Origin of the sequence: Mucilaginibacter sp. (genome assembly GCF_036383575.1) — a bacterium.
In the GTDB taxonomy this organism is placed as follows: domain Bacteria; phylum Bacteroidota; class Bacteroidia; order Sphingobacteriales; family Sphingobacteriaceae; genus Mucilaginibacter.
This window is the reverse complement of the sequence record NZ_DASVOB010000855.1, coordinates 1-6,351: the sequence shown is the minus strand read 5'-3', so window position 1 is coordinate 6,351 and position 6,351 is coordinate 1. Positions and strand designations below refer to the sequence as shown.

The window sequence follows — 6,351 nt, the reverse complement described above, 5'->3', positions numbered from 1 at the left end:
ATTGGGTATGGCCCTGATAATATACCCTTTTGATGCACTACCCGAATATCCGGCACCATCCCAGGCCGATAGGTAAAGCCTTCCCGATCCATCCACGTCAAGATCGGTGATCTGCGGCAATTCAATAAATGGCTCTTCAGCCTGAGTGAAACTGGCACCTTCGGTTTTTACCCGGTTAATATAAAGCTCGCTTCGCCCCCAATCAGCGGTCATAGGCACATGGTTATATTTCTCTGGCCATGTAGGCTCATCCATAAACAATGAACCTGTACCTGAGCCACCACCCAAATCAACCAGTGCCGGCAAAATCTCGTCAGTAAAATGTTGAAATAACAGCGGGTATCCATATTCGCCAGATTGGATATGGTGAGAAAAACGGATGTTCCAACCACCGCCATCATTGGTATTATCGCGGGTAAATACGTTCATGTACGGATCAATCGCAACATCATAAATATTGCGTGTTCCGTGTGTATAAACTTCCATCTCCTTGCCATTAGGCCTAACCCTTATGATACCGCCGCCAAGCATGGTCAGTTTTTTACCATCGCGGTCAGTAGCATCATGAAAGCCGAAATCGCCTACAGCAATATAGATCCAGCCGTCAATTCCCATACGGATACCGTTAGTGGCATGGTCTGTTCCGCGTTCGGCCAGCATATGCGCATTACTTAAATGTTCAATAAGCGGCTTCGGAGGCCCATCAGCTATACCATCATGATCTTTATCTTCAAAAACTTCGAGGATCATACCATTCGCTTTGCCAGTTTCTTTCGAAAAAACTGTATGAAGCACAAAAACCTGATCGCCCATGATCAGTATACCGCGCGGATCATCAACATCAGCAAAATCCGTATGTTTATCTAACTTGCCATCATTATCGGTATCAATAAGTTTAATTATGCGCCCTTTCCCGGGGTCTTTACCCAGCGAACCGATCATGTCAACGCCAACAAACACCTCACCCGTGGCGGCTACGGCTAAACAAGCGGGGCTTGGCGTAATATCCGGGCCCGCGAACCGGGTAATTGTAAAACCGGCGGGCCAATGGAGCGAATCGCTTTTAGATTGATTTTGTGTTGAAGCTAAAACACTGTGCTTAGCCGGCTTTGCATCATTATTGCCGGTATTTGCAAAATATTTAAACGTAAGCAAAAAGGAGATACAGATGAACAGGGATAGGGAAAACTTTAACATTGTCGTTTCTTAATTATACAGGTAAATAGCGATTAAATTAATCTTTTTATTTGAATTTGTTTATTGTTTAGGGATCCGTTTTTCGGCCGTTAATTGACGCACAACATCAGCTAATTTTTGAGGGCTGTTTGCATATTTTTCAAGATTGACAATTTCAACCTTCCTAAACTCAACCGGGTGGCTTTCGCTCTGTAAAGAAATTGTACCACTTTTTAACAGCGCACCTTCTTCCGCTCCGCCAACAGGATCCAGTTGTGGACGTTGATAACGCAGTACTTCTTCGCCATTTACATAATGTACCACCAGCGAATCGCCCAAAACAAGAGCCTCCACCCTAACCCATTGATCACCATGAAAGGTCGCTGATTTTGAATCCAGGCAATGACTTTTAACTACCGAATTATCAAGCACATACTGCGTTCCGGGGGTACATACATTGGCTGTTGGTCTCTTGTCTTTACCATTACCGCCCAGTAACTGCACCTCGATAGATATGGGAAAATCTTGGTCAAGGCCCATTGTTTTAGGGTCTTGTCCATGTATCATAACTCCGCTGTTGCGGTATGCCCATCCCGGGCCATCCTTAATCTGATCGCCTGTGAAACGATATTCCACACCTATCAGGTAGTATGAAAAAGGGGTTTTGTAAAATAAGTGCCCAAACTGCTCATCAAACTTTTCATACTGATCATAATTCACCTGGATCTTGTGGTCAACTACTCTGAATGTATTACCAAAATTTTCGTTCAGCTTATGTTTCCTGATCTTAACAGTCCAATCGTTTAAGTCTCTGCCGTTAAAAAGTTGCTCCCATTTAATTTTTGGCGGCGCATCAGCGCTTTTAAGTGCCAGCAAAATAGGTAAGCTTATTAACAATACAACATTCAGTACTGAAAAAGTGAGTCCGCGTTTTATCATAACAAATTATTTTTTTGATATCTAACTATAAGTTTACCGTCCGAAAAAAGAAAAAGACAGATAGGTATGTTGGTACAACTGGTTGTGTGATCAAAAATGCAATAATGCAATCAAAAAAAAGGGGGGCAAAGCCCTAAATTAAAGGGGGTAAATTAATTGCCAAAAAATCAAAATCAATTAATTATCAACCAGTAGAGTAACAAGGGTCTTATAAGCCCATGCCCTTCCCATAAAAAACAACAAGCCCCAACACCATCCGGCTGTTGATTTGTAACATTATCGTTCTGCGTAGAAAACAAAACCCTTTTGTAAATCATTTTTATATTTTTACTTACCAACTATTAACTAATAATTATAATGTATAGCAGGATAAATAATGCTTTAAATCCGAGAATACACTTTAGCTTTCTGTTCCTTTTTATTTACCTCCATGTTTCTGGCTTTGCCGAAGGGCGGCCTGTGCGGTATGTTGGTATTGAAAACGGATTATCAAATAATGCGGTCACCTCCATTTACCAGGACCAGTACGGTTTTATGTGGATGGGCACATATGATGGCTTAAACCGGTACGACAGTGACGAATTTAAGATCTACAGAAATGAATGGAACAACAATAAATCCCTCCCCTACAATCATATCAGTGCGTTAAACGGTGTTGGCAATAAGGTATTGATAGGTACTCAGCGGGGCCTCGCTTTTTATAATTACCAGGACTCCTACTTTTATCCCGAATACTTTCAGGAGCATGACAACGGGCATCGGGCAAAAATTGCATCAAATATCAATATCATAGTAACCGATAAAGACAGTAACGTATATGTGGGATCGGACGAACTTGGATTATTGAGATATGACAAGGGCAAAAAGCTGTATCTGCAAACAGGGCTTAATAATCAATATAACTATAGTGTAAAGGCCTTGTGTCCCACTCAGGGGGGCGCCTGGGTATTTGTAAAAAACCAGGGGCTCGGTTTGTACAATTCCAAATCTGGGAGTATAAATATCATCAATACACAACTCAACAGTGCCAGCTGCCTGCTTACAGATAAAGCCGGTAACCTGTGGATAGGTACAGAAAACGGTTTGTTTATACTTAACACTAAAGCACAAACCTTCAGCAGGTTTCATCCTGCTATCGATAAACTTACCAGCGAAAATATATCAAACTTAACACTCGACGAAAAAGGCAATATCTGGATAGCTACCGACGGCGGGGGCATTAATATTTTAAATACCGATAACGGCAAACTCACTTTTATTATCAACGGCAATAAAGCCGGCTCTTTACGCAGCGGGGCTGTTACTACAGTTTTTCGTGATCGGGAATCAAGAAAATGGATAGCAACCCTGCGCGGTGGGGTTAGTGTTGTTGACAATTTAAAAAAGCCATTCGCGTTTTTTAACAACGATCCTTTCAATAAAAACAGTGTGATCAACAACTTTATCCTTTCATTTTGTGAAGATGAAAAGCATAATTTATGGATAGGTACAGATGGCGGCGGGCTTTGTTATTGGGACATCAAAAACAATTTATACACCGGCTACACCCATGCATCAACCGGTGCCGGCTTAAGTTCCGATTTTATTGTGAGCATACTTAAAACCTTCGATAACAAAATATGGATAGCTTCCTTCAATGGCGGTATTGATGAGTTTAACAAGGCTACCGGCACATTCAGGCATTACAAATGTTATAATACATCTTCCCAAACAATTGATAATAACCTATGGAAACTTTATGAAGATTCCAGGCACCATTTATGGGCAGGGACTACCCGGGGTGGCGCTCTATATTTGTATAACAGGAAAAAGGACGCCTTTGAATTGTTTGATGAAAACCTGGTTAACATACATTCTTTATTTGAGGACAAGAATGGAACCTTATGGGCAGGCAATTATACCCGGCTTATAAAGATAGATACAGTTAAGAAAGCACACCAGTTTTTTAATGTTGGTTATGGCATAAGGGCTATTGCCGCGGATAACTCAAACCATTTATGGATCGGCACTGAAGGAGGAGGATTGTTGAAGTTTAACCTTGCAGATATGAGCCACGTAAGGTATACAAGGGGTAATGGTTTACCAAGTAACTCCATTCTAAGTATCCTTATCGACAATAAACAGAACCTATGGTGCAGTACTTATAATGGTTTAACCAGGTTTTCTCCGGCTAAAAACGAATTTTCAAACTACATTGTTTCCGATGGTTTGCAAAGCCTTCAGTTTAATTATAATGCGGCTATCCGACTGCAATCAGGCAATATGGCTTTCGGGGGCATCAACGGGTTTAATATTTTTAGCCCCGACAGCATAAAGGTAGCAGACCATAGACCGGATCTTCGCATTACAGGCCTGAAGGTTGATAATTTAGAAACCGACGGCTCAAGCGAACTGCTAAAAAATCAATCAGTAGCCGACCTTAAAACAATCCAGCTTAGTTATGAGCAAGCTGCGCTCACCGTTCATTACACGACGCTTGAATATTCATTCCCTGATAAAATTGAATACGCATATTATCTTGAGGGCTGGGACCACAGGTGGAATTATGTAGGCAAAACCAAATCAGCTTATTACACCCATTTAAGTGAAGGAACGTACACGCTAAGGATCAAGGCAACGGATACGAGGGGAAACTGGATGCCCAAACAAATAAGTATCAGGGTTATCGTGTTTCCGCCATGGTACAGAACCTGGTGGGCTTACGGAGTATACCTGGTTATTATTTTCGGGATGGCATACGTTTATTTTCTATACCGGGAAAAACAAACAAAACTCAAATTTGAAATTAACCTGGCTAACTTAAAAGTTGAAAAGGAAAAGGAACTGAATGAAAAGAAGCTGGCCTTTTTTACCAACGTTTCGCATGAGTTCAGAACTCCCCTCACGCTCATCATTAACCCTATAAAAGATCTACTGGATAAAAATAAAAGCCATAAAGACGAGCTTAATACAGTATACCGGAATGCGCTTCGCTTGTTAGGCCTGGTAGATCACCTGCTGCTGTTCCGCAAAACTGAAAGTGAAAACGCACAATTAAACATAAGCGAGATAAATTTTGTAAGGGTGTGCGAGGAGGTATTTTCATGCTTTGTACATCAGGCAAAAATCAAAAAGCTGAACTATAATATTGAAACAACAAGCCGCAATATTGGGGTATTCGCCGACATAGAAAAAATTGAGATCGCGTTATTTAACCTTATTTCAAACGCCATTAAATTTACTCCAGAACATGGCACCATCCATATTATTGTAGAAGAAGACGATACACATGTTTCCTTTAAAATAAGTGACAGCGGCATTGGCATCAATACAGAAACCGGCGACAAACTTTTTGATAAGTTTTATCAGGTGAAAGACAATAATTATTTCAAAAAAGGATTTGGTATAGGTTTGTACCTGGTTAAGGTATTTATTGACTGCCATAAGGGCACCATAAATTATATAAATAACAAAACCTGCGGAACCACCTTTACTTTAAAACTCCCCAAGGGGATAAATCACTTTTCGGCAGAGGAAATAAATGTTGTAGCGACTCCCGATTACAATTTTGTGAGCGACCTTATAGATCATGATAGCAAAGACCTTGTTCAAGACAACAATGAATTACAAAAGCTTGAAATGTTTAGCCAGGAAAAGCATACCATCATTGTTATTGACGATAATGAACAGATCAGGGCCTATATCAAAAAGATATTTTTTGCCGACTATTTGGTTCTTGAGGCTAAAGATGGCGCAATTGGTTTTGAGCTGATCAGGAAATATATCCCTGACCTGGTTATCAGCGACATTGTTATGGACGGCATAAACGGGCTGGAACTATGCAAAATGATCATGGACGACGCAGCCATAAAACACATCCCGGTTATTTTGCTCACCGGCGATACCACGCCCGATATCATGGTAAAAAGCCTTGAACAAGGCGCAATAGACTTTTTGCGGAAGCCGTTTGACAAAGAAGTACTTACAGCAAGGGTTAAAAGCGTACTGCGAAACAAAACCAAGCTTCAGCAATATTTTTATAAGGAAGTTACGAAGGAAAACATCGCCATTAATATTTCCCGCGAAAACAAAGATCTGCTCAATAATTGTATCGCTGTTATTGAGCAAAATTTCAACAGCGATAAGTTTGATGTTTATACGCTGGCCGAGGCAGTAGGTATCAGTTACCCAACATTGTTTAAAAGGATCAAAAGCAGTACCGGCCAGTCTATCAATAACTTTATCAGGTTTGTCCGG

The 6,351-nt window shown here is 40.8% G+C and carries 3 protein-coding genes; 1 reads left to right on the top strand and 2 read right to left on the bottom strand.

The genetic code is table 11. The features are described 5' to 3' along the window. Positions 1-1,197: DUF7133 domain-containing protein (locus tag VF500_RS30130; RefSeq protein ID WP_330863205.1), on the bottom strand; the 1,197-nt coding region annotated here is incomplete at its 3' end. A 60-nt stretch (positions 1,198-1,257) separates the two neighbouring features. After that, positions 1,258-2,115 (bottom strand): DUF1080 domain-containing protein, encoded by an 858-nt coding sequence (locus VF500_RS30125; RefSeq protein ID WP_330863204.1) that lies wholly within the window; start codon positions 2,113-2,115, stop codon positions 1,258-1,260. A 357-nt stretch (positions 2,116-2,472) separates the two neighbouring features. Here VF500_RS30125 and VF500_RS30120 point away from each other — a divergent pair. Beyond that, positions 2,473-6,351, top strand: a 3,879-nt coding sequence (locus VF500_RS30120; RefSeq protein WP_330863203.1) for a two-component regulator propeller domain-containing protein, incomplete at its 3' end; no start/stop codon positions are given.

Excerpts from the sequence above, each read along its gene's own strand:
- VF500_RS30125 (WP_330863204.1), bottom strand. The coding sequence starts at position 2,115 with ATGATAAAACGCGGACTCACTTTTTCAGTACTGAATGTTGTATTGTTA.